Source organism: Roseomonas sp. FDAARGOS_362, assembly GCF_002754815.1.
GTDB classification, from domain to species: Bacteria; Pseudomonadota; Alphaproteobacteria; order Acetobacterales; family Acetobacteraceae; genus Roseomonas; species Roseomonas mucosa.
Genome location: NZ_CP024588.1, coordinates 2475978 through 2497237 on the forward strand (window position 1 = coordinate 2475978; position 21260 = coordinate 2497237).

General features: G+C 71.7%; 13 protein-coding genes. 3 read left to right on the plus strand and 10 right to left on the minus strand.

What is annotated here, in order from left to right; all coding sequences use genetic code 11:
* Positions 1-92: 92 nt before the first annotated feature.
* Positions 93-1580: an MmgE/PrpD family protein gene (locus CTJ15_RS16035; protein WP_027297306.1), complete on the plus strand. Its 1488-nt coding sequence runs from the start codon at positions 93-95 to the stop codon at positions 1578-1580.
* A gap of 201 nt (positions 1581-1781) precedes the next feature.
* Here CTJ15_RS16035 and CTJ15_RS16040 read toward each other — a convergent pair whose 3' ends face one another.
* Entirely contained in the window at positions 1782-3203 is a 1422-nt protein-coding gene (locus CTJ15_RS16040) for a M20 family metallopeptidase (RefSeq protein ID WP_099781696.1), read from the minus strand.
* A gap of 316 nt (positions 3204-3519) precedes the next feature.
* On the opposite strand from CTJ15_RS16040, the gene trpS reads away from it, so the two are divergent.
* A complete protein-coding gene (gene trpS, locus CTJ15_RS16045; RefSeq protein ID WP_019462242.1) occupies positions 3520-4521 on the plus strand; it encodes a tryptophan--tRNA ligase in 1002 nt (333 codons plus the stop codon).
* 233 nt (positions 4522-4754) lie between these two features.
* The gene (gene murJ, locus CTJ15_RS16050) at positions 4755-6302 is read left to right on the plus strand and encodes a murein biosynthesis integral membrane protein MurJ (RefSeq protein ID WP_076970200.1); all 1548 of its coding nucleotides are present in this window, start codon (positions 4755-4757) and stop codon (positions 6300-6302) included.
* A gap of 354 nt (positions 6303-6656) precedes the next feature.
* On the opposite strand, the gene CTJ15_RS16055 is transcribed toward murJ, so the two are convergent.
* The 9 genes from CTJ15_RS16055 to CTJ15_RS16095 form a co-directional block, all read right to left on the minus strand.
* Positions 6657-7514 (minus strand): alpha/beta hydrolase, encoded by an 858-nt coding sequence (locus CTJ15_RS16055; RefSeq protein ID WP_075823098.1) that lies wholly within the window; start codon positions 7512-7514, stop codon positions 6657-6659.
* Positions 7515-7582: 68 nt separating this feature from the next.
* Complete coding sequence (locus tag CTJ15_RS16060; protein WP_019462239.1) at positions 7583-8344, minus strand: 2,3-dihydro-2,3-dihydroxybenzoate dehydrogenase; 762 nt, start codon at positions 8342-8344, stop codon at positions 7583-7585.
* A complete protein-coding gene (locus CTJ15_RS16065; protein ID WP_076970201.1) occupies positions 8326-12261 on the minus strand; it encodes a non-ribosomal peptide synthetase in 3936 nt (1311 codons plus the stop codon). Before CTJ15_RS16065 ends, CTJ15_RS16060 begins: the two co-directional genes overlap by 19 nt.
* A gap of 1 nt (position 12262) precedes the next feature.
* Positions 12263-12517 (minus strand): phosphopantetheine-binding protein, encoded by a 255-nt coding sequence (locus CTJ15_RS16070; protein ID WP_019462237.1) that lies wholly within the window; start codon positions 12515-12517, stop codon positions 12263-12265.
* Positions 12514-13158 (minus strand): isochorismatase family protein, encoded by a 645-nt coding sequence (locus tag CTJ15_RS16075; RefSeq protein ID WP_058390436.1) that lies wholly within the window; start codon positions 13156-13158, stop codon positions 12514-12516. The genes CTJ15_RS16070 and CTJ15_RS16075 overlap by 4 nt, the downstream gene beginning before the upstream one ends.
* A complete protein-coding gene (locus CTJ15_RS16080) occupies positions 13158-14804 on the minus strand; it encodes a (2,3-dihydroxybenzoyl)adenylate synthase (RefSeq protein ID WP_171982299.1) in 1647 nt (548 codons plus the stop codon). The genes CTJ15_RS16075 and CTJ15_RS16080 overlap by 1 nt, the downstream gene beginning before the upstream one ends.
* On the minus strand, positions 14801-15976 hold the full coding sequence (locus CTJ15_RS16085; RefSeq protein ID WP_058390435.1) for an isochorismate synthase MenF: 1176 nt from the start codon (positions 15974-15976) through the stop codon (positions 14801-14803). The genes CTJ15_RS16080 and CTJ15_RS16085 overlap by 4 nt, the downstream gene beginning before the upstream one ends.
* A 16-nt stretch (positions 15977-15992) precedes the next feature.
* Positions 15993-17066: a YncE family protein gene (locus CTJ15_RS16090; protein ID WP_058390434.1), complete on the minus strand. Its 1074-nt coding sequence runs from the start codon at positions 17064-17066 to the stop codon at positions 15993-15995.
* 536 nt (positions 17067-17602) lie between these two features.
* On the minus strand, positions 17603-21061 hold the full coding sequence (locus CTJ15_RS16095) for a DUF2126 domain-containing protein (protein ID WP_099781697.1): 3459 nt from the start codon (positions 21059-21061) through the stop codon (positions 17603-17605).
* Between the last annotated feature and the right edge of the window lie 199 nt (positions 21062-21260).

The following is a 21260-nucleotide window of genomic DNA, read 5'->3' on the forward strand; positions in this document are numbered from 1 at the left end:
TGCGCTCCTGGCCTGCCACGCACGATCCGTGGGTGCCGTCAGAAGCCGAGCATGCCGCTCTTCCAACAAGAAAACCGTCTCAGGGACACGCCATGACCGCCACCGACCGTCGCAACATCATCATGGGCACCATCGCCGTGGCCGCTCTTGCTCGCCCGGCGATTGCGCAGCAGCACAGCGGCGGCGGCAACCAGCCTGCATCCGCTACAGCCCCCGGGGCAGCGCCGAAGGGTTCCGCACCGCCGCCCGTCACCAGGATCATTGCCCGCTACGCCGCATCGGCACCCGCCGACCAGGTGCCGGAAGCAGTCCGCAAGGAAGCCACGCGCACCCTCCTCAACTGGGTGGGCTGCGCGGTTGGCGGGTCACGCCAGGATGCTCCAGGCCGCGCCGTGGCAGCCCTGAAGCCTTTTTCCGGCCCGGAGCAGGCTTGCCTGTTCGGCCGCACCGAGCGGCTGGATGCACCGAATGCCGCATTGGTCAACGGGATCAGCTCCCATGTCCTGGACTTCGACGATACGCATCTCAAGACCATCATCCATCCGGCGGGGCCAGTCGCCTCGGCCCTGACGGCCTTCGCGCAGTTCCGGCCGGTGTCAGGCCAGGATTTCATGAATGCGCTGACCCTGGGATGTGAGATCGAGTGCCGGATCGGGAACTCGGTGTTCCCCGAACACTACGCCATGGGTTGGCACATCACCGGCACCACGGGCGTCTTCGGCGCCGCAGCCGCCATAGGGCGCGTCCTGGGCCTGGATGAACAGCGCATGACCTGGGCCATGGGCCTGGCCGCCACACAGCCGGTGGGGCTGAAGGTGCAGTTCGGCACCGACACAAAGAGCTTCCATCCCGGCAAGGCCGCGCAGAACGGGATGATCGCGGCCCTGCTGGCCCAGCAAGGCTACACCGCCTCGGATGTGGCGATCGAAGGCTTCGACGGCTGGGGGCAGGCGCTGAGCACGCGGCACAACTGGGACGAAGTGACAACAGGCCTGGGCGAGCGATACGAACTGGCGCTGAACACCTACAAGCCCTTCGCCTGTGGCATCGTCGCCCACCCTTCGATCGACGCCGCCATCCAGTTGCGCAACGCCAACAGCCCCAGGCCCGGGGACATCCGCTCCATAGCCCTGAAGGTCCACCCGCTGGTGCTCAACCTCATGGGCAAGACCGAGCCACGCACCGGCCTGGAAGGCAAGTTCAGCATCTTCCATGCCGTGGCTGTCGCACTGGTCACGGGCCGTGCGGGCGAACAGGCCTTCACCGATGCCGCCGTGAAGGACCCCACCGTGGTGACCTTGCGCAAGAAGGTCGAGGCAACGGTGGACCCCGCCATCAAGCCAGATCAGGCCGACATGGTCGTGACGCTCAACGACGGCCGCACGATGCATGTCTTCGTCGAGCACGCCGTGGGAAGCCAACTGCACCCCATGTCCGATCAACAGCTCGTCGAGAAGTTCATGGGCCAGACCGAAGGCATTCTTCCCACGGATCGCAGCAGACAGCTCCTGGACCTCTGCTGGAAGGCGTGGAGCCTGCAGGATGCGGGCGAGATCGGCCGCATGGGGGCATCGGCTTGACGCAGGCAAGGCCTGGACAGCCCCTCTTCCGGCGCGGGTGACGGATGCAGGCCGTCGACGGGCTTGCCACCCGGCACACGCCTCATCCGCGGTGTCGGTGAATCCCGAACCCGGACTGGCCGTGACCCGCTCCCAGCCTGCCCAGCCGTGCCTGGGAGGAGGACCGGCCTTTCCCCGGACCTCCTCCCAGGCCACACCCTTTCAGGCCCCCTCGGCCATGTCGAAGACCGGCTCCAGCCCCGCGGGCAGCGGGCAGTCATAGGGCGTGCGGGCCAGCCGCGCCTGGTGGTCGGCCCTGGCCTGGGCCAGCAGTTCCGGGCTCTGCAGCACATCGACCGCCGTGCCGGCCATCACCTTGGCCACATGCGCCATGCCCTTGTGGGCATAGGGCGTCTTGCCCTGCGCCGTGAGCTGCCAGGAATGCCCCGGCGTACCGATGGCATAGGTGGCGCCGCGCGCCTGCACCGTCGGCACGGCCCAGGAGACGTCGCCGACATCGGTGGAGCCGACGCTGGGCGGCGGCGGCGCGTCGAGCGGCGCGACGCGGTCGCAGAGCGGCGCATCCGTCACCGGCAGGCCGAAGCGGCGATGCGCGGCCACGATATCCTCCCGCCGCACGGTGTTCTGGATGGCGCGGGCGAAGTCGCGGTCGGCCTCGTCGAATTCCGGCGCGCCCAGGCGCTGGAAGTTGTCGTACATCGCCTGTTCCAGCGGCGTGTTGGGGAGCAGGTTGCTCATGCCGCTGACCACCCGGGATGCCACCGTGGTCTCGGTCATCAGCGCGGCGCCCTGGGCGATCTTCTCCACCCGCTCCGCCAGCCTGCGAAGCTCCGGCAGCTCGGCGGCACGGATCAGGTAGCGGATCTTCGCCGCGCCCTGCACCACATTCGGCGCGATGCCGCCGGCGTTCAGATAGGCGTAGTGGATGCGCGCGCTGCTCGGCATGTGCTCGCGCATGTAGTTCACGCCGACATTCATCAGCTCCGCCGCGTCCAGCGCGGAACGGCCCAGCTCCGGCGCGGCGGCGGCATGGGAGGAACGGCCGGTGAAGCTGTAGTCCACCTGCAGGATCGCCAGCGAATGCGCCGGGTTCACGCCGGAGAAGGGCGCCGGGTGCCAGGAGATGGCGATGTCCACATCGTCGAAGACGCCGTCGCGCACCATGAAGGTCTTGGCCGCGCCGCCTTCCTCGGCCGGGCAGCCATAATAGCGCACGCGGCCCTTCACCCCGTTCGCCGCCAGCCAGTCCTTCACCGCCGTGGCCGCGAGCATGGCGCCGGCGCCCAGCAGGTTGTGGCCGCAGCCATGGCCGGCATGCTCGCCCGGCCGCGGGCGGTGCTCGGCCACGCCGGCCTCCTGGCTCAGCCCGGGCAGCGCGTCGTACTCGCCCAGGATGGCGATCACCGGCCCGCCCTCGCCCGCCTCCCCCATCACCGCTGTGGGAATGCCGGCGAGGCCCTCGGTGACGCGGAAGCCCTGCTCCTTCAGCATCGCGACATGCTCCGCCGCCGAGCGCTTCTCCTGGAAGTTCAGCTCCGGCATCTCCCAGACCCGGTCGCTGAGCCCTTCGAAGGCCGCGCGGTGGTTCTCGACGAACTGCCAGATCGGCTCGGAATTCTTCATGGCGTGTTCTCTCCTGCGGCGGCGCGTACCGTTCCGCCGCATCGGGATGGGTTGGGCCGTCTCGCGGATGCCGGGGCGAAGGCTGGCAGGAGATGTCCGTTCCGTGAACCCGTGCTTCCCTGCCGGAACGATCCGGTTGCCCGGCGCAGGCAAGCAGGCCCCGTGCCATGTTGCGGTTCCGTCACGAGGGCCGCCGTCGCCTGCCCAGGGCCAGCCGGCCTCCCGCGGCCGGCGGGAGGCGCCCCGCCCTTGACGCCGGGGCGCCAGGGGCGGAAGACCGCCGCTCCATCAACAAGAGCTCCGGTCTCCACCCCCGATGCAGCGTGTCTTCTCGGGCATCCAGCCCTCCGGTATTCCCACCCTCGGCAACTATCTCGGCGCCATCCGCAACTGGGTGCCGATGCAGAACGGCGACGCCTCGCTCTTCTGCGTGGTGGACCAGCACGCCATCACCGTCTGGCAGGACCCGAAGGAGCTGGCGCGGCAGACGCGCGAGATGGCTGCGGCGCTGATCGCCTGCGGCCTGGACCCGGAGCGCTGCATCCTTTTCGTGCAGAGCCATGTGCCGGCCCATGCGCGCCTCGCCTGGATCTTCAACTGCGTCGCCCGCATCGGCTGGCTGAACCGCATGACGCAGTTCAAGGACAAGGCCGGCAAGGACCGCGAGGGCGCCTCGGTCGGCCTCTATGTCTATCCGAACCTGATGGCGGCCGACATCCATGCCTACCACGCCACCCAGGTGCCGGTAGGCGACGACCAGAAGCAGCACCTGGAGCTGGCGAACGACATCGCCCAGAAGTTCAACCACGACTACGGGGTGGATTTCTTCCCCACCATCGAGCCGCTGATCCAGGGCGTGGCGGCGCGGGTGATGAGCCTGCGCGACGGCACGAAGAAGATGTCCAAGTCGGACCCCTCCGACCAGTCGCGCATCAACCTGACCGACGATGCCGACACGGTGGCGCTGAAGATCCGCCGCGCCAAGACCGACCCCGAGCCCCTGCCCTCCGAGGCACGCGGGCTGGAGGCGCGGCCCGAGGCGCGCAACCTCGTCGGCATCCTCGCCGCCATCACCGACAGCACGGCGGACGCGGTGCTGGCCGAGCATGGCGGCAAGGGCTTCGGCGCCTTCAAGGAGGTGCTGGCCGAGGCGCTGGTGGCGAAGCTCTCCCCCATCCAGGCGGAGATGAAGCGGCTGCTGGACGATCCTGCCGCCGTGGATGCCGCGCTGCGCCAGGGCGCCGGGAAGGCCGCCGGCATCGCCGACCCGATCGTCCGCCGGGCGGAGGAGCTGGTCGGCTTCCTGCCGGCCCGCTAAGCGCAAGGGGCCGCCGGGCCTCCGCCCCTTCCGGGACGCCGCTGCACCCGGAGCGGAGAAGAATACGAAGATTTAACAAACAGCCCGGCGCCCCGGCAAACCCGTCTCCCCGCCCGGGGAGACACCGCCATTCGCGAGGGGACCGGCCGTCCCGCGATCCGCCCATGGGCTGTTTCTCGCATCGCGGGACCTGTATCACGCGCGTTTCGGCACAGAGGGAACGCGCCCCACCCATGCTCAAAGGCATCCTTACCGTCGGCGCCTGGACGCTGCTCAGCCGCATCCTGGGCTTCGCGCGGGACATGCTGGTGGCCGCCATCATGGGCGCCGGCCCGGTGGCCGATGCCTTCTTCGTGGCGCTGAAGCTGCCCAACCTGTTCCGCCGCCTGTTCGGCGAGGGCGCCTTCAACGCCGCCTTCGTCCCCGCCTTCTCCGCCACGCTGTCGGCGGAAGGCCCCGCGGCCGCCCGCCTGCTGGCCGAGCGCATGGGCACCCTCCTCGCCCTCTGGCTGGCATTGCTGACCGTGCTGGGCTGGATCTTCATGCCGCAGGTGCTGACGGTCCTGGCCGCGGGCTTCAACGACGATCCGCTGCGCTGGGAGCTGACGCTCGAGATGACGCGGATCACCTTCCCCTACCTGTTCTTCATCTGCCTGACCGCGCTGGTCTCGGGCGTGCTGAACGGGCTGGGCAGCTTCTCCGCGGCGGCGGCGGCGCCGATCCTGTTCAACCTCTTCGCCATGGTGGCCCTGCTGGGCCTCACCCCCTATGTCGCCACGCCCGGCCATGCCCAGTCCTGGGGCGTCATGGCCTCCGGCATCGCGCAGCTCGCCATGGTCTGGATCGTCGCGGCGCGAAAGGGGATGCCCCTGCTGCCCCGCAAGCCGCGGCTGACGCCCGACGTGAAGACCGTGCTCTGGCGCATGCTGCCCGGCGTCCTCGGCGCCGGCGTCACCCAGCTCAACCTCGCCATCGACACGCTGATCGCCACCCTGCTGCCGGCCGGCGCGGTGTCCTACCTCTATTACGCCGACCGCGTGGCGCAGCTCCCGCTGGGGGTGATCGGCGCGGCGGTCGGTACCGCCCTGCTGCCCATGCTGGCACGGCAGTTCCGCACCCGGCAGCCGCTCTCGGCGCACCGCACGCTCAACCGGGCGGTGGAATTCTCCCTGGCACTGGCCATCCCCGCCGCCGCGGCGCAGTGGATCACCGCCGGCCCGATCGTGCAGGCCCTCTTCGAACGGGGCGCCTTCGGGGCCGAGGCCGCCACCGCCACCGCCCATGCCCTGGCCGCCTATGCCGTCGGCCTTCCTGCCTTCGTGCTGGTGAAGGCCTTCGCCCCCGGCTTCTTCGCGCGCGGCGACACCAGCACCCCGGTGCGGATCGGCATCGCCGTGGTGGTGCTGAACCTCGTGCTGAACCTGATCCTGATCCAGTTCCTGGCCCATGTCGGCGTGGCGCTCGCCACCTGCATCGCGGCCTGGGTCAATGCCGGGGCGCTGGCCTTCCTGCTGCACCGGCACGGCGCCTGGTACCCAGACCGGCGCCTGCGCAGCCGCGTGCCCCGCATGTTGCTGGCGGCAGGGGTGATGATGCTGGTCCTCTGGGGCCTCTCCGCCCTGCTCTTCCCCGCCGAAGGCCTGCGCGTGGCCCGCCTCCTGCTCCTGGTCGCCACCGGCATGGCCACCTATTTCGGCGCCGCCCACCTCCTCGGGGCACTGGACCTGCGCGACCTGCGGAACCTCCGGCGCCGGAAAAGCAGCGCCGCCGCCGTGGCGTGATCCGGCGTCGCTCCGTCCCCGGGGGACAAGGCTCCGCCTTTTCCCCCGCACCCCCTTATCCGCCAGGACCCTGCGGGCCCTGGACCCGATGAGTTGGTTCTTGCTGACGCCGGATCGCGCCGGAGAGCCTGGCTTTCCGGCGGACCGCCGGTGCCACCAGCGCGGACACGGTGTCCTGCTTTTCGGGAGCCCCGCCTCTCCACCTGCTCCCAGGGACCAAGCCCCAGGATAACGGTCACCACGGGAACCCACGAAAGCCCGGGGTCCGGGGACCGGCTTCGGTCCCCGGCGGAGAGGAGGTCCGGGCGGAGAGGCGGCGCCTCTCCCCCGGGGACCGGCCACGGAGCGGAACGGTCACGGCCCGCCGAATCCCTCAGGCCCCAGCAGGAAGCGAAGCCCGTGGCTCAGCGCCACCGGCACGGCGGAGATATGCGTCTCCCGGGGCAGGCACTCGAACTCCACCCGCGCGGCCGGGCCGAAGCGGCGGGCGATGGTGTCGGCTATCGTCCGGGCGTTCCCCACCATGGCGCGGGAGGCGCGGCGGCGGGCGGTGGCTTCGCGGTCCGGCAGGGTGTCCTCCCAGGGGGCCAGCGCCTCCTCCCATTCCCCGACGCCGATCCAGGCCCGGGGCGCCAGGCCGTCGCCCTTCCGGGATTCCAGCCCGGCCATGAGGCGCGGCCGGTTCCACCAGACCGAGGGGCTGATCGCGAGATAGCCGGAGAAGCAGGCCGGGTCCTGCGCCAGCACGTCGAGGGCGAAGAAGCCCGCCAAGGAGTGGCCGATGATCGCCTGCCGCGCCGGGTCCAGCGGATGGCGCGCGGCGACCAGCGGCTTCACCTGTTCCTGCAGGAAGGCCAGGAAGGCATCCCGCCCGCCGGTGGAGGGGCCGCTCGGGGCGCCGCGCCCGGGGCCCTCCACCGAGGGGCCGGGCGTGTAGTCCAGGCCGCGCCGCAGACGGTCCAGCGGCTGGTCGGTCGGATAGGCGATGCCCGCCACGACGGCCGGGCACAGGCGCGACACGCCGGGGCGGAAGCTGCCCTGCCGCAGCAGGTCCGCCACGGTGCCGAAGCAGAGATTGGCATCCAGCAGGACCAGGAGCGGGAAGCCCTCCGGAGGCGGGGGTGCCTGCGGGACGGACAGGAAGATGCGATAGGCACCCGAGGGGCCGTCCAGCGCCAGCGCTGTGGTCCCGGGCAGGCTGACCTCGGCCATGCTCGTCGTGAACTCCTCGATCCCCGCCGCGCGGCGCGTTGCCCGCCCCCGGCCGCGGCGGAGGGGTTTTACGCGCGCATCGTCGCGCCGCCATCGACGTAGAGATCGGTCATGGTGATATGCCCGGCGCGGTCGGAAAGCAGGAAGACCACCGCCTCCGCGACATCCTCCGGCGTGGCGAGCTTGCCCAGCGGGATGCCGGTCTTGAAGGCTTCCGGCACACCCGCGATCACCCGCGCCGCGCCGTCCGCGTCCGACCACATCCCCGTCTGCATCGGCGTGAGCGTCGAGCCGGGAGCCACGATGTTGCAGCGGATGCCGTGGGGCGCCAGTTCCAGCCCCAGGCAGCGGGTGAACATGGTCGCCGCCGCCTTGGAGGCCGCATAGGCCGCCATGGCATGGCGCGGGATGCCGGCGGCGTTGGAGCTGACGGTGACGAGGCTGCCGCGCCCCCGCGGCTGCATCCGCCGGGCCAGGGCGCGGGAGATGTGGAACACACCTTCCGCGTTCACCGCGAAGACGCGGCGCCATTCGGCATCCGTGGTCTCCGTGACCAGGGTGGTGGAGAGCACGCCCGCGACGCTCGCGCCGAGATCGACCGGCCCCCAGTCGCGCTCCACCCGCTCCACCAGCGCCTCCACCGCGGCGCTGTCGGTGACGTCCAGGGCCTCGGCCCGGATGTTCTCGCCGGGGGCGATGGCGGCGGGGTCCAGGTCGGTGGCGACGACGCGCGCGCCCTCCTCCCGCAGGGCCCGCACCACGGCGGCGCCGATGCCGCCGCCGGCGCCCGTGACCAGGGCGATGCGTCCCGCTATTCCGCTGCCGCGCATCCGCTTCCTCCTTCCGTCTCGAAACGGGCCATCCGCTCGGCCAGGAGCGGGGCGATCCGCGCCACGATGCGTTCGCCCACGAGCTCCTGGTGCAGCGCCGGCATGTCCAGCACCTCCAGCCGGGTCGCGTAGGGACGCCAGAGATCAGGCCGGATCTCCGGCCGCGCCTGATGGTCCCGCGCCGCCCGGACATGGGTCAGCCGCCCGTCGAAACGGCCGTGAACATGGCCACGCACCAGGCGGTTGTTCGACTGCACCACGCGCACCACGCCATCCAGCGCTGCTTCCGGCAGGCGCCCCAGCGGGCTGTCGCCCCGGCGCAGGAACTCCGTCACCGCCTCCCGCGTCAGCACGAGACCGGGCGGCAGGCGCTCCGGATCGTGCCCGGCGATGGCCAGCAGGGCGCGGAGACCGCCTTCCGGTCCGGGATCGGGCTGGTCGCGCCACACATCCGCCGGATAGGCGTCGAGCAGCGCCACCAGCCCCACCGGATGGCCCAGCGCCCGCAGCCGCACCGCCATGGCCTGGGCGATGATGCCGCCCACCGACCAGCCGAGGAGATGCACCACGCCTTCTTCCCCCTCGGCCGGCTGTACCGCCAGGATGCGCGCGACATAGTCGGCGGCCAGCGCATCGAGACTTTCGGGCGGGGGCTGCGATGCCTCCAGCGCCGGGGCCTGGAGGCCATAGACCACACGGCGCGGCGAAAGGGCGCGGGCCAGGGTGCCGTAGCACCAGGAGATGCCGCCCGCCGGATGCACCACGAAGAGGGGCGGCAGGGCGGGATCGCCATCCGAAAGGCGGATCAGCGGCCCCAGCCCGGTATCGGCGACGCGCGCGCCCTCGTCGATCACCCGGGCCAGCGCGGCCACGGCCGGATGCTCGAAGATCGCGCCCAGCCCGGGGTCCCAGCCCCATTCCTCACGGATGCGGAGGGTCATCTCCACCGCCAGCAGGGAATGGCCGCCCAGGGCGAAGAAGTCGTCCTCCGCCCCGACGCGCGGCAGGCCCAGCGCCTCGGCGAAGAGGGCGGCGAGGCGGCGCTCGGTCTCCGTGACGGGCTCGCGTCCGGTCTCGCCGCCATAGTCCGGCGCCGGCAGGGCGCGGCGGTCCAGCTTTCCGCTGGCATTCACCGGCAGCGCCTCCAGCGCCACGAAGGCGGCGGGCAGCATGTAGTCCGGCACGCGCGCCGCCACATGGGCGCGCACCGCCTCCGCCGCATAGCCCTCGCCCGGAACGAGATAGGCGACGAGGCGCCGGTCGCCCGGCCTGTCCTCCCGCGCCACGACGCGGCCCTGCGCCACGCCCGGCGCGGTGGCGAGCACGGCCTCGATCTCGCCCAGCTCGATGCGCAGGCCCCGCAGCTTCACCTGGTCGTCGGCGCGGCCATGGAACAGGATCGCCCCGTCCGCGCGCAGGCTGGCGAGGTCGCCGGTGCGGTACATCCGCTCGCCCGGATGGAAGGGGTCGGGAAGGAAGGCGCCTTCCGTCAGGTCGTCGCGGCCGAGATAGCCGCACGCGAGCTGCCGCCCGGCGATGAAGAGCTGCCCCGTCACGCCCGGCGGCAGCGGGCGCAGCGACTCGTCCAGCACGTAGAGCCGGGTGTTCCAGACGGGAAAGCCGATCGGCACGGGGCGGGAGCGGTCCTCAGGCCCGGCGGGCCAGAAGGAGACATCCACCGCCGCCTCGGTCGGGCCGTAGAGGTTGTGCAGCTCGGACCGCAGCGTGGCGTGGAAGCGGTCGCGCAGCTCGGGCGGCAGCGCCTCGCCGGAGCAGAAGACGCGGGCTGGCGATAGGCCCCGCGCCGTCGGCTCGGCCAGGAAGGCGGCGAGCATCGAGGGCACGAAATGCGCCGTGGTGATCCCGCCGTACCGGATCAGCGCCGCCAGCGCCGCGGGGTCCTTGTGCGCGCCGGGCGGGGCCATCACCAGCGTGGCGCCGCTGAGCAGCGGCAGGAAGAACTCCCAGACCGAGACGTCGAACGTCATCGGCGTCTTCTGCAGGATGCGGTCGCCCGGGCCGAAGCCGTAGTGCTGCCGCATCCATTCCAGGCGGTTCACGATGGCCCGGTGCCCGACCATCACGCCCTTGGGCTCGCCGGTGGAGCCGGAGGTGTAGAGCAGATAGGCGAGGTCGCCAGGCTCCGGGCCGGGCGGCAAGGATGCCTCGCTGTCCAGGTGCCAGGATTCCGGCAGCAGGCAGGCCAGGCCCTCCAGCGCCGGCTGCCCCGGGGGCGCCAGGGCCAGCACCGGTTGCGCGGAGGCCAGGATACGGGCGATGCGCGCGGGCGGGTGCGAAAGGTCCAGCGGCAGATAGGCCGCCCCGGCGCGGAGGATCGCCACCAGCGCGATCTCCAGCGCCAGCGACCGTTCCAGTGCCACGGCGACGACGCGGCCCGGCCCGGCACCCCGCGCGCGCAGTTCCAGCGCCAGGGCACGGCTGCGGCGCTCCAGCTCCGCATAGGTGAGGCGCCGGCCCTCGCCCTCCAGCGCGATGGCCCCGGGCGTCTCGGCCATCCGGCGCTCGATCAGCGCGGCCAGCGTCGTGTCGGGCACGAGATGGGCGGTGGCGTTCAGCGTGCGGAGCGCCCAGGCGGCCTCGGCCGGCGTGGCGGTCGGCACATCGGCCAGCTTGTCCGCGCCCAGGGCGGCGCCCAGGAAATGCACCAGCCGCTCCGCATGCGCCGCCAGCGCCGCCGCGTCATAGAGGGCGGGGTTGGCCTCCAGCTCCAGCCGCAGCCGGCTGGCGCGCGCATCGCCGCGCAGGGTGATGGTGATGTCGTCCACCGGCCCGGTGCCGAGGATCTCGATCTCCGTGGCGAGGCCCGGGAAGTCCGGCGCCTCCTCGAAGGGCAGGATATTGACCAGGGCGCCGTAGAGCCGGCGCCCGGCACCGATCCGCCCGAGGTCGCGGCGGATCTGCTCGCCGCGATAGCGCCCGTGGCGCCGCGCCTTGGCGAAGCGCTTCGCGGAGGCGGCCAGGAACTCGTCGAGCGGCGCGTCCTCCGGCACCGGCAGGCGCACGGGGAGGACATTCATCAGCATGCAGGGCAGCCGCGCCGCCGGGCTGCCGAGGCGGCTCATGAAGCCCAGCCCGATCGCCGCCTCCCCGCCCCCGGCATGGCGGCGGAGATAGGCGCCGATCAGGGCGGACAGGATGTCCGGCCAGGGCAGCGAGGTGACCTCCGCCCGCGCGCGCAGCCGCTCCACCACGCCGCCCTCCACGGCGCGGGCGAGGCGGATGGCGTGGTGGCCGGAAGGGGCGGCGCCGGGGACGAGGCTCGCCACCTCGCCCAGCCCCGCCATCGCCTCGCGCCAATAGGCGGCATCGGCCTCGCGCCTCGGCGAGGCGCGATAGACGGCATCCTCGCCCAGCGCGGCCTCCAGCCCCGGCGGCGGCGATCCCGCCTCCGGCCCGCCGAGGCGCTCGGCATAGAGGGCGGCGGTGCGGCGGGTGATCAGCTCGGTGCCGAAGGCATCCACCGCCAGGTGGTGCACGCGCTGGTACCAGAGATGCCGCTCCGGTCCGAGGCGGTAGATGCGCTCCGCCGCCAGCGCCTCGCCCTTCAGGCCGCGCGGCGTGTCCATGTCGTGGCGCATGGCGGCACGGGCCTTGGCCTCGCCCTCCGGATCGCCGGACAGGTCGATGACCTTCACCTCCGGGCGCAGTGCGGGATCGATTGCCTGCACCGGCTGCCCGTCGCGTTCCTCGAAGCGCAGACAGAGCGCCTCGGACTCCGCCACGGCCTGGGACAGCGCGGCGCGGAAGGCGCCGAGGTCGAGCTTCCCGTGCAGGGCGATGAACTGACCGGTGTTGAAGACCGGGTTCTGCGGGTCCAGGCGCTGTGCGTACCAGAGTCCGGCCTGGGCTTCGGTCAGCCCCAGCCAGGACAGGGGCGGCTGGGGGGCCGTGCCCATCTCAGCCCCCGGCCTGCGCCTTCTGGCGGCGCTCCACGATCGCCCACCAGGTGTTCAGCGTCAGCTCCTCGGCGAACTCGCCGAAATCCAGCGACAGGCCGCGCTCGCTCCAGAGCAGGAGAAGGTTCATCGCCCGCATGGAATCGAGGCCCAGGTCGATCAGGCTGTCATCATCGCCGATCTCCGACGGGTCCTCGTGCAGCAGGCGCGCGATATCGGCGCGCATGCCCTCCCTGGTCAGCGGGGCGTGGCTCACAGGACCTCCAGGATCTGCGTGGTGGTCATCGGCACGCCGCAGACATCGGCGACGTAGCGCAGCGCCATGTCGTGCTTCTCGCGCGAGAAATCGGCCACCGCATCGGCGGCGTAGAAGGGCTCGATATCGCGCATGAAGGCCTCCGCCGCCGTCAGCAGGCAGCCGATATGCGCGTAGATGCCGCAGACGATGATCTGGTCGCGGCCGCGCGCGCGCATCAGCGTTTCCAGGTTGCTGCGCTGGAAGGCGCTGTAGCGGTGTTTCACCAGCACGAAATCGTCCGGCTGCGGCGCCAGCTCGTCCAGGATCGGCTGATGGTCCTGCGACCAGCTCATGCCCCGGCCCCAGAGATCGGCCTGCAGCCCGCGGTCGCGCCGGTCCTGGTCGCCTTCCTGCGCCGTGTAGAAGACGGGGATGCCGGCCCGGCGCGCCTTGGCGGCCAGGGCGTGGATATTGGCCAGCACCAGCTCGATCGGCGGTTCGTCGGGCGTGAAGGCGCCGACGAAATAGCGCTGCATGTCATGCACCAGCAGCGCGGCGCGGTCGCGCTCCAGCCGCCAGGGCGCGCGCGGCGCGGGAAGCTCCTCCGCGCGCGGCAACGGATAGGCGGGGATGCGCGGCAGGCCCTTGGTACTCGACATCACGATTCCTGCTGTTCCAGGAACTGCGCGCGCAGCCGGGCGCGCAGCTCCTTGCGGCTGATCTTCAGCGCCGCGGTGGTGGCGAAGCGTTCCACGAAGACGACCTGGTCCGGCACCTTGAAGTCGGCGATGCCGCGGCTCCGCATCCAGGCCTTCAGCGCCGCCGGCTTCGGCCTCTCCCCTTGCGGGATCACGAAGGCGCAGATGCGCTCGCCCAGATAGGAGTCAGGCACGGAGACGATGGCGGCGTCGAAGACGTTCGGATGCGCCAGCAGATGGTCCTCCACCTCCTCGGCCGAAATCTTCTCGCCGGCGCGGTTGATGTGGTCGCCCGCCCGGCCCTGCACCTCGAGATAGCCGCCCGGCAGGCGGCGCACGATATCGCCGGTGCGGTAGTAGCCGTCCCCGGTGAAGGAGCGCGCATTCGCCGCGTCGTCGTTGTGGTAGGCGCGGATCGTATAGGGGCCGCGCGTCAGCAGGTGCCCGGGCTCGCCCTCCGGCACCGGCTCGCCGGCATCGTCCACGATCAGCACCTCGTCATCCGGGCTGATCGGGCGGCCCTGGGTGTTGACGATGATCTCCTCGGGATCGTCGAGGCGGGTGTAGTTCACCAGCCCCTCCGCCATGCCGAAGACCTGCTGCAGCGTGCAGCCGAGCGTGGCGCGCACGCGCTTCGCCCCCTCCGGCGTGAATTTCGCGCCGCCGACCAGCAGCACCTTGAGGCTGCCGAGGTCGTACTTCGTGTTCGGCGCCGCCTGCATCCAGAGCAGCGCGAGCGGCGGCACGAGGCCGGTGATGGTCACACGCTCCCGCGCGATGATCGGAAAGGCGGTCTCGGGGCTCGGATTGGGGCTCAGCACCACCCGCGCGCCGGCATGGAGCGCGCCCATATGGCCGGGCGAGCTCATCGGAAAATTATGCGCCGCCGGCAGGGCCACGAGGAAGACGCTTTCCGCCGTGACGCCGCAGATCCCGTTGCTGGCGCGAAAGCTGTAGATGTAGTCGTCATGCGTGCGCGGGATCAGCTTCGACAGCCCGGTGCTGCCGCCGGAGATCTGCAGGAAGGCGACCGAGGACGGGTCCGGATCGGCGGGCAGGCCGCCCACCACGTCGCGCGGCTCGGCCACGCAATCCTCCAGCGCGGTGAATTCCTCCGCCGCGCCGATGATGACCACATGCCCCACCGCCGGCACTTCCGCGCGCAGCGCCCGCGCCAGGGTGCGGTAGTCGAAGCCGTCCGCCCGCTCCATGGTGACATAGCCCCGTGCCTCGGCACGGCGGGCGAAATGAGCGATCTCGGTGATGCGGTGCGCTGGCAGGGCATAGACCGGGATCATCCCGGCGCGGAACAGGCCGAAGACCACGGAGAAGAACTCCGCGACATTGCCGATCTGCACCACCACCCGGTCGCCGGGGCGCAGGCCCAGCCTCAGGAAGCCCGCCGCGTGGCGCTCCGCCCGCTCCCAGAGATGGCGATAGGTCCAGTGCCGTGCGCCGTCCACGATGGCCACCGCGTCCGGATGCTCCGCCGCGCGCTGGCGCAGAAAGCCGGGGAAGGTCTCGCCGCGCCAGTAGCCCGCCTCGCGGTAGCGCCGGGCGAATGCCTCCGGCCATTCCTGGCGCAAGGGGGCCACGGGGGGGATCATGCATCGAACTCCTGCCCTGGCGGCACGCCCAGGGCATTCAACATGGCGCGGAACTTGGCCGCGGTCTCGCGCGCCTCGGCCTCCGGATCGGAGCCCGGCACGATGCCGGCCCCGGCATAGAGCCGCGCCCGGTTCCCGGCAATCTCGGCGCAGCGGATGGAGACATGCCAGGCGCCATCCCCGTCGCGGTCGCACCAGCCCACCGCCCCGGCGTAGAAGTCCCGGTCATGGCCTTCCAGCGCCTGGATGCGCTCCGCCGCCCGGTCGCGCGGCACGCCGCAGACGGCGGGGGTGGGGTGCAGCAGCGCGGCGAGGTCGGCGGCGGAGGTATCGGGGTCCTTCAGCTCGCCCTCGATGCGGGTGCCGAGATGCCACATGCTGCGGGTAGCGGTGACGGTGGTGCCCTCCGGCGCGGCGAGGTTCCGGCAATGCGGGCCCAGCATGTCGAGGATGAACTCCGCCACCAGCGCATGTTCCCGCCGGTCCTTGCCCGAACGGCCCAGCGCCTCGGCGGCGGCGCGGTCGGCCGCCGGATCAGCCTCCCGCCGCGCGGAGCCGGCCAGGGGATGCGACAGGACGGCACGGCCCCGGCGGGCGACCAGCAGCTCCGGTGTCGCCCCGGCCAGCAGGCGCGGCGTGCCGCCCCCGGCGGGCGGCAGCGGCACCAGGAAGGCGGTGACGGCCGGGTCGGTGTCCAGCCGGCGCAGCAGGGCCTCCGGGTCGATGTCCCGGTCCGCCGTGGCGAGGAGGCGGCGCGACAGGACCAGCTTGGCCAGGGCAGGCTCCGCCGCCATGGCCTCCAGCGCCCGGGAGACGGAGGCGGCATAGACGGCCGCCGATGGCTCCGGACGCAGGGACCAGCGCGGGGCGGCCGCGTCGGGCGGGGCGGCAGCCCCGGCGGGTTCCGCCACCCGCCGGGGCGCGGTCAGGTAGTCCGGGGCGGCGCGGTCGAAAGGCAGCGCGCCGGCCAGCAGCGCGGCCTCCGGCTGCGCACGGAAGAAGCCGCGCACGCGCTCGCCCAGCGTCGCCGCCGGGCCGCGCGGCAACAGGCCGGCCATCCCGTCCCCCCGCAGGCGCCGCCGCCCGGACAGGAAGGCGAAGCCCGTCGCCCGCCCAGCGGAGGCGGCGGACGGGGAAGCCCCGCCCTCCGCCGGGATCGATCCGTCCCCCATCACCCGTCCCCGCCGCTCAGGGCTTGATGATGGTGACGGTGTCGCCGTTCGGGTCCTCGACCGGCGGCTGGCCGCGCGGCGACATCTTCGCCTTGTTGGTGACATAGGCGAAGTTGGTGCGCGGATCGACGGCGACCGTGTTGGGATGCGTGCCGGTGGCGAGGCTGGCGAGCACCGACAGGCTCTTGCCGTCGATCACGCTGACCGTACCGGCGCCGCGGTTGGCGACATAGATCAGGCCGTTGCTGGGCGACAGGGTGATGCCCAGCGCGCCCTCGCCGGTCTTGACGGTGTTCAGCAGCTTGCCGTCCGCGGCGTTCAGCACGGTCACGTCGCCGCTGCCCTGGTTGGTGACCAGCAGGCGGCCATTGGCGGCATCGAAGACGAGGTTGGCCGGCCTCTCGCCGCCGGAGGCGAAGCGGCGCTTCACGGCGCGGCCGGCGAGGTCGATCTCGACGATCTCGTTGTCTCCCATGGCCGCGGCGAAGAGGCGCTTGCCCGCCTTGTCCAGCGCCAGGCCGGAGATGCCGCCCTTCAGGTCGCCGACCGTGCCGGCCACCTTCTTCGTCGCGCCGTCGATGATCCAGACCGCGCTGGGCTTCTCCTTCGCGCCGAAGGCGGAGGCGTAGACGGTGTTGCTGTCCTCGTCCACCAGCACCTGGCGCAGATGCGCGCCCTCGCCCTCGCTGATCTTCACCGCGCTGTTGTCGCGCAGGTCGATGGCGGAGACGGAGCCGCTGCGGGTGTTGGTGGTGTAGAGCGTCTGCGTCCTGTTGTTCAGCGCGAGGCCGAAGGCCGGCTCGTCCCGCAGCTCGATGGCGGAGCTCGCCTCCAGCGTCACGGGGTCCAGCACCATGATGCTGGCGTCGTTGGCGCCCCGCTGGCCGGCCGCGGCGACATAGACGCGATTGGTGGTCGGGTTCACCACGATCTCGTAGAGGCCCGGCGCGATGCGGCGGTTGCCGCCGATCGCCGGCGCGGCGAAGGCCGGGGCGATGCGGCTCATCACGGCGGCCGAGGTCACCAGGCCCAGCAGGGAACGCCGCGAAAGCCCGAAAGGAGCCGGAAGCGTCGTCGGGTGCGTCATCATGCGTGGTTCCGTCCGCTGATCCTGATGGACGACCGGTAAGGTCGGCCCTTGTGCGCGCGGATGAACCCAGACCCACGTTCGCTCGCGGCCGGTCATGCCCCGGAAAGAGGGCCCATCCACTCGGAGGCGCGTTTTAATGAGAACCACTCGCACTAACAAGGGCCCTGATGGAAACCCTCCCGCCCTGGGTCGATCCTGGCGGCAGAACCAGGGCCGGTCCGGGAAGTGCCACCCGGGAAAGTGATCCTGCGGGCGGCGGGCTCTCTGGCTGTTCCGCTTCCTGATGGCCCCCGGGGGAGAGGCTCTGCCTCTCCCGCCAGCCCGCTCTCCGCCAGGGACCGAAGCCGGTCCCCGGACCCCGGGCTTGAGTCGGTTTCCGTGGCTGCCGTCAGGCCGAAGGGTTGCTTCCCGGGAGCAAGTGGAGACGCAGGGCTCCCGAAGAAGAAAGAAAAATACCCTGCCTGCGCTGGCGGTACTGGCAGTCGCCGGAGAGCGTGGCTCCCCGGCGCGCCCCCGGCGTAAGGCGGACGGGTGTGTCAGACCGGGCGGCGCAGGTCCAGGGTGCGCGGATGCTCCAGCCCGACCGAGAGCACCGGCTCCGCCATCGGCCCGGGCGTATGGCCAAAGGCGAAGAAGCGGGTGCGGCGGCGGGCCTCGGCCTCGTTCGCATTGACTGGCCGGGTGTCGTAGTTGCGGCCGCCGGGGTGGGAGACATGATGCGTCAGCCCACCCAGGGAACGCCCGGTCCAGCGGTCGTAGATGTCGAAGACCAGCGGCGACTGCGCCCGCACCGTGGGATGCAGTGAGGAGGGCGGGTTCCAGGCCTTGAAGCGCACGCCGCCGACATACTCGCCCTGCCGCTCCGTCGCGGTGAGGGGCACGGCGCGGCCGTTGCAGGCCAGGATGAAGCGTTCGTCCACCCAGCCGCTGACGCGCGCCTGCACCCGTTCCGGCGAGCTGTCCACATAGCGCACCGTGCCGCCGATGCCGGGTTCCTCGCCCAGGGAATGCCAGGGTTCGAGGGCATAGCGCAGGTCGAGGTTCATGCCGCGCAGCGAGACCTCGCCGATCTGCGGGAAGCGGAACGCGAAATGCGGCCGGAACCACTCCAGGTCGAGCGGCGCGCCCAGGCTGCGCAGCTCCTCCAGCGCGTCGCGGAAATCCTCTTCCACGAAATGCGGCAGCATGAAGTCGTCATGCAGCCGCGTGCCCCAGCGGACCAGCCGGCGCTCGTAGGGGCGCTGCCAGAAGGCCGCGATGCAGGCCCGCATCAGCAGGATCTGCGCCGCCGACATCTGGTGGTGCGGCGGCATCTCCAGCGCGCGGTACTCCACCAGCCCGAGCCGGCCGGAGGCGCTTTCCGGCGCGTACATCTTGTCGATGCAGAACTCGGTGCGGTGCGTGTTGCCCGTCATGTCCGCGAGGATGTTGCGGAACAGCCGGTCGGTCAGCCACGGCGGCGTGGGCCGGTCGCGCGACACCTCGCCGAAGGCGATCTCCAGCTCGTTCACGCTGTCCTCCCGCGCCTCGTCCACGCGCGGGTGCTGCGAGAAGGGGCCGATGAAGAGGCCGCTGAAAAGATAGGAGAGGCTGGGGTGGTTGTGCCAGAAGCCCAGCATCGACTTCAGCAGGTCGGGCCGGCGCAGGAAGGGGCTGTCCGCCGCGCGTTCGGCCCCCATCACCACGTGATTGCCGCCGCCGGTGCCGACATGGCGGCCGTCGAGCAGGAACTTCTCGGCGATCAGCCCGATCTGCCGCGCCTCCTCATAGAGCTGCTCGGAACGCTCGATATGCTCGTTCCAGCTCGCCGAAGGATGCACGTTCACCTCGATCACGCCCGGGTCCGGGGTGACGGAGAAGGACAGCAGGCGCGGGTCGCGCGGCGGCGGATAGCCTTCCAGGAAGACCTTGCGGCCGAATTCGGCAGCGGTGTCCTCGACGGCGGCGCAGAGGTCGAGCCAGTCCTCGGCCTCGGTGAGCGGCGGGAAGAAGACGTGCAGGATGCCGCCGCGCGCCTCGACGGTGAGCGCGGTGCGGACGACATCCGGCTCCTCGCGTCCCACCTCCGGCCGCCAGTCCGCCGCCGGGGGCGTGTAGCCGTTGCCGCTGCCATTGCCGCCGAGGCCAAGCCCGCGGGTTCGCGGCAGCGGGCCGGGATCGCTGGCATAGGGCCCCTCCAGCCCGTCGCCGCCACCGGGTCCGGCGACGCGCTGGCCCAGCGGGCCGAAGGGCGCCGCGCCGGGGCCGCCATTGCCGCCGCGGCCGACATGCTGCACCGGCTGCCCGGCATGGCGCGGATGCGACGGCAGGGTGCCGAGCGGGGCGAAGGGGTCGCGCTCCACCTCCAGCGGCCGCCGGCCGTCGCTGACCCAGGGCAGGCTCTGCAGCGGCAGGCGGAAGCCGATGGAGCTGTCGCCCGGCACCAGGAAGATATGGTCGCCGCGCATGAACCAGCGGCCGGACTGCCAGCGCTTCACCCCGTCCATCGCGATGCGGCGCAGCGGCAGCACGCTGCCGGCCTCGGCATTCAGCCCCTGGCCATAGACGCGGGCGAGGCGTTCGCGCTCCAGCGGGTCCTTGAGCTTCGCATCCTCGGCGATGACATTGGCGGGCAGCCGGTGCTCCCGCCACAGGTAGTAGTGGATGTCCTCATGGGCGCCCTGGACCAGCGAGGGGTCCACCTGCAACCGCTCCGCCAGCGCCTGGCCGAATCGCCTCGCATCCGCGGCGGTGGCGTCGTCGCGGTCGTCATCCGATGCCAGCAGGGAGGGGTCGGTCCAGACCGGCTCGCCATCCTTGCGCCAGTGGCAGTGCAGCGCCCAGCGCGGCAGCTGCTCGCCCGGATAGTGCTTGCCCACCGTGTGCTGCAGCACCATGCCCGGCGACCACAGCTCCGCCAGGCGACGGATCAGCCGCCCGGCATAGGCGCGCTTGGTCGGGCCCAGGGCGTCGGTGTTCCATTCGGCGCCGTCCATGTCGTCGGCGGCGATGAAGGTCGGCTCGCCGCCCATGGTCAGGCGCACGCCGCCGGCCTCCAGCTGCCGGTCCACCTCCCGCCCCGCCTGGAGGATGCCCTGCCATGCCGCCTCGGTGTAGGGGCGGGTGGTGCGCGGCGTCTCGGCCACGCGGGTCACGGACATGGAGAAGTCGAAGACGGTCTCGCACTTCTCGATCAGCCCGCTGATCGGCGCGGCCGAGGAAGGCTCCGGCGTGGCGGCGAGCGGGATATGCCCTTCCCCCGCCATCAGGCCCGAGGTCGCGTCGAAGCCGACCCAGCCGGCGCCGGGGAGATAGACCTCGCACCAGGCATGCAGGTCGGTGAAGTCGGCCTCCGGCCCGGCGGGGCCGGTGATGGACTTCACGTCGGCGGTGAGCTGGATCAGGTAGCCGGAGACGAAGCGGGCGGCGAAGCCCAGGTTGCGCAGGAGCTGCACCAGCACCCAGGCACTGTCGCGGCAGGAGCCCCGGGCATGGCCCAGCGTCTCCTCCGGTGACCAGACACCGGGCTCCATGCGCACGATATAGGCGATCTGCCCCTGGACCTTCTGGTTCAGCCCCACCAGCATGTCCACGGTGCGCTGCTCGGTCTTCGGCACTCCGTCGATCAGCGCCTGGAGCAGCGGCCCGGGCGTGTCCATGCGGCGATAGGGCGCCAGCTCCTCCGCCAGGACCGGGTCGTAGGCAAAGGGCCAGGTCTCGGCCTGGGGCTCCAGGAAGAAGTCGAAGGGGTTGATGGTCGCCATGTCGGCGACGAGGTCCACCGTCACGTCGAAATGCGTGACCCGTTCCGGAAAGACCACCCGGGCCTGGAAATTGCCCGACGGGTCCTGCATCCAGTTGATGAAATGCGGCTTGGGCTCGACCGTCAGGTTGTAGGAGACGATCGGCGTGCGCGCATGCGGCGCCGGCCGCAGGCGGATGGTCTGGGGGCCGAGATTGACTGGCCTGTCATAGCGGTAGGACGTGCGGTGGTTCAGCGCGACGTGCAGCGTCATGGACGGTCTCTCGGTGCGGCCTCGGAAAGAGGCTGTAGCAGACTTCCACCGCACAGCAAGAAACGGACCCGGCGGATGCCCTGGGCACCAAGCCTCCGGCGTTGCGCTGTCCCGGGGTCCGAGGCCCGGGGCCCGGGGGCCGGCTCGGTCCCCGGCGGAGTGGCGGGGCCGGGGGGAGAGGCGGCGCCTCTCCCCCCCG

Excerpts from the sequence above, each read along its gene's own strand:
- CTJ15_RS16035 (WP_027297306.1), top strand. The coding sequence starts at position 93 with ATGACCGCCACCGACCGTCGCAACATCATCATGGGCACCATCGCCGTG.
- CTJ15_RS16040 (WP_099781696.1), bottom strand. The coding sequence starts at position 3,203 with ATGAAGAATTCCGAGCCGATCTGGCAGTTCGTCGAGAACCACCGCGCG.
- trpS (WP_019462242.1), top strand. The coding sequence starts at position 3,520 with ATGCAGCGTGTCTTCTCGGGCATCCAGCCCTCCGGTATTCCCACCCTC.
- murJ (WP_076970200.1), top strand. The coding sequence starts at position 4,755 with ATGCTCAAAGGCATCCTTACCGTCGGCGCCTGGACGCTGCTCAGCCGC.
- CTJ15_RS16055 (WP_075823098.1), bottom strand. The coding sequence starts at position 7,514 with ATGGCCGAGGTCAGCCTGCCCGGGACCACAGCGCTGGCGCTGGACGGC.
- CTJ15_RS16060 (WP_019462239.1), bottom strand. The coding sequence starts at position 8,344 with ATGCGCGGCAGCGGAATAGCGGGACGCATCGCCCTGGTCACGGGCGCC.
- CTJ15_RS16065 (WP_076970201.1), bottom strand. The coding sequence starts at position 12,261 with ATGGGCACGGCCCCCCAGCCGCCCCTGTCCTGGCTGGGGCTGACCGAA.
- CTJ15_RS16075 (WP_058390436.1), bottom strand. The coding sequence starts at position 13,158 with ATGTCGAGTACCAAGGGCCTGCCGCGCATCCCCGCCTATCCGTTGCCG.
- CTJ15_RS16080 (WP_171982299.1), bottom strand. The coding sequence starts at position 14,804 with ATGATCCCCCCCGTGGCCCCCTTGCGCCAGGAATGGCCGGAGGCATTC.
- CTJ15_RS16085 (WP_058390435.1), bottom strand. The coding sequence starts at position 15,976 with ATGGGGGACGGATCGATCCCGGCGGAGGGCGGGGCTTCCCCGTCCGCC.
- CTJ15_RS16090 (WP_058390434.1), bottom strand. The coding sequence starts at position 17,066 with ATGATGACGCACCCGACGACGCTTCCGGCTCCTTTCGGGCTTTCGCGG.
- CTJ15_RS16095 (WP_099781697.1), bottom strand. The coding sequence starts at position 21,061 with ATGACGCTGCACGTCGCGCTGAACCACCGCACGTCCTACCGCTATGAC.